The organism is Nocardioides sp. (assembly GCF_035703625.1).
GTDB lineage: Bacteria > Actinomycetota > Actinomycetes > Propionibacteriales > Nocardioidaceae > Nocardioides.
In genome coordinates this window covers 1-3,701 of record NZ_DASSXS010000034.1, presented here as the reverse complement: position 1 = coordinate 3,701, position 3,701 = coordinate 1, and the positions used below count along the sequence as shown (strand labels likewise).

5 protein-coding genes are annotated in these 3,701 nt (G+C 72.8%); 4 read left to right on the top strand and 1 reads right to left on the bottom strand.

All coding sequences use genetic code 11. The features are described 5' to 3' along the window. The first annotated feature begins 217 nt into the window (after positions 1–217). Genes VFN12_RS01445 through VFN12_RS01435 form a run of 3 tightly spaced genes read left to right on the top strand, consistent with a single transcriptional unit; the run spans position 218 to position 2,282 of the window. Complete coding sequence (locus VFN12_RS01445; RefSeq protein WP_325116764.1) at positions 218–916, top strand: 50S ribosomal protein L25/general stress protein Ctc; 699 nt, start codon at positions 218–220, stop codon at positions 914–916. A gap of 3 nt (positions 917–919) precedes the next feature. Beyond that, a complete protein-coding gene (gene pth / locus VFN12_RS01440) occupies positions 920–1,498 on the top strand; it encodes an aminoacyl-tRNA hydrolase (protein WP_325116763.1) in 579 nt (192 codons plus the stop codon). Positions 1,499–1,511: 13 nt separating this feature from the next. Further along, positions 1,512–2,282, top strand: coding sequence for a 3'(2'),5'-bisphosphate nucleotidase CysQ (locus VFN12_RS01435; RefSeq protein ID WP_325116762.1), 771 nt, complete (start codon positions 1,512–1,514; stop codon positions 2,280–2,282). 3 nt (positions 2,283–2,285) lie between these two features. Here VFN12_RS01435 and VFN12_RS01430 read toward each other — a convergent pair whose 3' ends face one another. Then, the gene (locus tag VFN12_RS01430; protein ID WP_325116761.1) at positions 2,286–3,272 is read right to left on the bottom strand and encodes a lytic transglycosylase domain-containing protein; all 987 of its coding nucleotides are present in this window, start codon (positions 3,270–3,272) and stop codon (positions 2,286–2,288) included. Positions 3,273–3,413: 141 nt separating this feature from the next. Here VFN12_RS01430 and VFN12_RS01425 point away from each other — a divergent pair. Continuing rightward, a partial coding sequence (locus VFN12_RS01425) for a hypothetical protein (protein WP_325116760.1) occupies positions 3,414–3,701 on the top strand: 288 nt, incomplete at its 3' end.

Here is a 3,701-nt window from a genome sequence, read left to right as displayed (position 1 = left end):
GGATTTCGCGTCGTACGCCGCTCGCGGATAGTCTGTCCCGGTTGCCTCGGCGAGGGAGCCCGAACCATCGGCTCCGTGATCGACAGGGCAGGCTCACCGCGCCGCGCCCGACGATCCGGAGCGCGGCGTTCGTCGTTCCGGCCCGGGCCGAATGACCAGGCCGATGACCTGCCTGATGACCTGCCCCACGAGCTTGCACGCGAACGAGGAGAACACCATGGCCGAGAAGATCACCGCCGAGACCCGGACCGAGTTCGGCAAGGGCGCCGCGCGGCGGATCCGCCGGCAGGACAAGGTTCCCGCGGTCCTCTACACCCACGGCGACGCGCCGGTGCACCTCACCCTGCCGGGCCACGACACGATGATGGCCCTCAAGCACGGTGGCGCGAACGCGCTGCTCGAGCTCGAGATCGACGGCAAGACGCAGCTCGGACTGACCAAGCAGATCCAGGTCGACCCGATCACCCGCATCCTCGAGCACGTCGACTTCGTCCTGGTGAAGAAGGGCGAGAAGGTCACCGTCGACGTCCCCGTCCATCTCGTCGGCGAGGCCGGCCCGGACACCCTGGTGGTCACCGAGAACAACACGATCTCGCTCGAGGCGGAGGCCACCCACATCCCCGAGTACATCGAGGTCTCCATCGAGGGTGCCGAGGTCGGCACCCAGATCCTGGCCTCGCAGCTCGACCTGCCGTCCGGCTCCACGCTGCTCACCGACGACGAGACGCTGATCGTCAACGTGACCAACGCGCCGACCGAGGAGGAGATCGAGGCCGAGCTCGAGGAGGCCGAGGCCGAGGCCGGCATCGAGCGCGACGAGTCCGACGAGGAGGCCGCCGAGGCTGCCGAGGAGGAGGCCGCCGAGGGCGAGGGCGCCGAGTCCGAGGCCGGCTCCGAGGGCTCCGACGAGGAGTAGGCCATGTGGCTCGTGGTGGGGCTGGGCAACCCCGGCCCCGCCTACGCCGGCCATCGGCACAACGCGGGCTACCACGTGGTCGAGGAGCTCGCGTCCCGGATGGGAGCGTCCTTCCGGGCGCACCGGACCGGTCGCGCCGACGTCGTCGAGGGGCGGCTGGGAGTGCCGGGCACGCCCGGTCCGCGTGTCGTGCTGGCACGCCCGCGCTGCTACATGAACGAGTCCGGCGGACCGGTCAAGGCGCTGGCGACGTTCTACAAGCTCGAGCCGGAGCAGCTGGTCGTCGTCCACGACGAGATCGACATCCCGTTCGGCTCGCTCCGCATCAAGCTGGGCGGCGGCGACAACGGACACAACGGCCTGCGGTCGCTGCGGTCCGCGCTGGGCACCGGCGACTTCTACCGGGTCCGCTCCGGTGTGGGTCGGCCACCGGGCCGCCAGGACGTCGCGGACTTCGTGCTGACCAACTACTCCACGGCCGAACGCAAGGAGCTGCCGTTCCTGGTGGACCGCGCCGCCGACGCGGTGGAGACCCTGGTCACCGACGGCCTCGCCGAGACCCAGCAGCGCTTCAACTCATGAAAGGGTGACGCCCGTGACCGACACCGCCGTTGACCCCAGCACCCTCGACGACCACGCCTTCGCCGTCTGGGCGGCCGAGCAGGCCGGTGAGCGGCTGCTCCAGGTCCGCAGCGAGGGCCTGGAGGGTCGCGAGCTCAAGGACGCCGGCGACCGCGCCGCCCAGGAGCGGCTGGCGCAGGTGCTCGCGGAGCACCGCCCCGACGACGCGGTGCTCTCGGAGGAGGCGGCCGACGACAAGGCCCGGCTCTCGGCCCGGCGGGTCTGGATCATCGACCCGCTCGACGGCACCCGCGAGTTCTCCGAGCCGCCGCGCGACGACTGGGCCGTGCACGTCGCCCTGTGGGAGGACGGAGACCTGGCGGCCGGCGCGGTGGCGCAGCCGGCGCTCGGCGAGACCTTCAACACCGGTCGGCCCCCCGTCGTACCCGCTCGCACGTCGGACCGTCCGCGGATCGCGGTCTCCCGCACCCGGCCGCCGGCCTTCGTGGAGGCCCTGGCCGCCGAGATCGACGCGGAGCTGGTGCCGATGGGTTCGGCCGGCGTCAAGGTGATGTCGGTGGTACGCGACGTCGCCGACGCCTACGTCCACGCCGGTGGGCAGTACGAGTGGGACAACGCCGCTCCGGTCGCGGTGGCCCGCGCCGCCGGGTTGTTCTGCTCGCGGGTCGACGGGTCGGAGCTCGCCTACAACCAGGACGACGTCTCGCTGCCCGACCTGATCGTGTGCCGCCCGGAGCTGGCGGAGGCGATCGTCGACTTCGTCAAGCGCAACGGCACCGACTGACCGTCACGGTTGGCGGGCCAACCACCGGTCGACGGGGATCGGGCGCTCGGCGCGGTAGCCCTCGGGCAGCAGGATGCTGCCCTGGCTGGTCAGGTAGTAGATCTGCCAGTGGTAGTACCCGTCGAAGGCGCGCGGACGGCGCTCCATGACCTCGGCCAGCAGGGTGACCCCGCGGACGTAGGCGGTCGAGTTGTTGTAGCGGTAGAGCGCCTCGGCGCGGCCACCGGGCTCGGTGAAGCCCTGGTCCTCGAGGAACCGTCCGGCGGCCAGGATCGAGTCGTGGACGGAGTTGATGTCCCCGCGCCCGTAGATCGCCCAGGTGCCCGGGATGAACTGCATCGGCCCCCGGGCGCCGGCCACGGACGTCCCACGGATCCGGCCCAGGCCGGTCTCCACGAGGTTGATCGCCGCCAGGTAGTTCCAGTCGACGCCGAAGCGGTCCTCGGCCTCGTCGTACGCCGCCCGCAGCGTGCGGGCCGGGGCAGGCCGCACGATCCGCCAGGCGGGCAGCTCGTCGCTCAGCTCTGACCGCGACTGCGGATGCATCGAGCGGAACGCGCGCCGGGACGCGACGTTGTCGCGCACCACGCGGAGGAGGTCGCGGGGGAGTGCGGCGCGGACCCGGTCGTCCCACCCGGGCCGGGCGCCGAGCTCGCGGTAGGCCACCTGCTGGAGGTGGCCGGCGGCTGCCAGCACGTCCGGCGTCGTGCGCGGGTCGGCGATGGCCCGTTCCGCGGCCACGATCTGGTCGACCACCTGACCCGCCGACCGGGCCTCGGCGGGCTTCCCGCGCAGGGCCCTCGCCAGCTCGGGCGGGAGATCGGCTCTGCCGTTGCCGCTCAGAGCCTCCGGACTCGACGACGTCGCGGCGGTCGGGGTGGGGGTGCCGCTCCGGTCGGCGCCGGTGCGCTCGTCCCCGGTGCCCGGAGTGCAGGCGCCCGCCAGCACGCACAGCAGTGCGGCGGCGGGAATCGAGGTGGTGCGGAGCATGAGAAGGCCTGGGGGGACGAGGGTGCCTGAGGTCAGAGGATGCCCGCCACGGGCGCGCCGTAAACTGGCCCGGACCCCCTGCCGATCCCGGCCGGGGGCTGTCGTGCTGCGCCCCTGAACCTGGGCTGCGAGGAGGGACCGTTGAGCCTGACCGGACTGGCCGACGCCGTCCTCGCCGACCCCACCCTGGCCGGGGCCGTCGAGGATGCTCGCGGCGGCTCGCTCACCGAGCTCGACCTCACCGGGCCCGCGGCGCTGCGCCCCTTCGTGGTCCGGGGCCTGCTCGACGCCGGCCGCACCGTGCTCGCGGTGACCCCCACGGCACGGGAGGCAGAGGACCTGGTGTCCGCCCTGGGCGACCTGGTGGACCCGGCCGAGGTCGGCTACTACCCCAGCTGGGAGACGCTCCCGCACGAGCGACTGAGCCCC

Excerpts from the sequence above, each read along its gene's own strand:
- VFN12_RS01430 (WP_325116761.1), bottom strand. The coding sequence starts at position 3,272 with ATGCTCCGCACCACCTCGATTCCCGCCGCCGCACTGCTGTGCGTGCTG.
- pth (WP_325116763.1), top strand. The coding sequence starts at position 920 with ATGTGGCTCGTGGTGGGGCTGGGCAACCCCGGCCCCGCCTACGCCGGC.
- VFN12_RS01445 (WP_325116764.1), top strand. The coding sequence starts at position 218 with ATGGCCGAGAAGATCACCGCCGAGACCCGGACCGAGTTCGGCAAGGGC.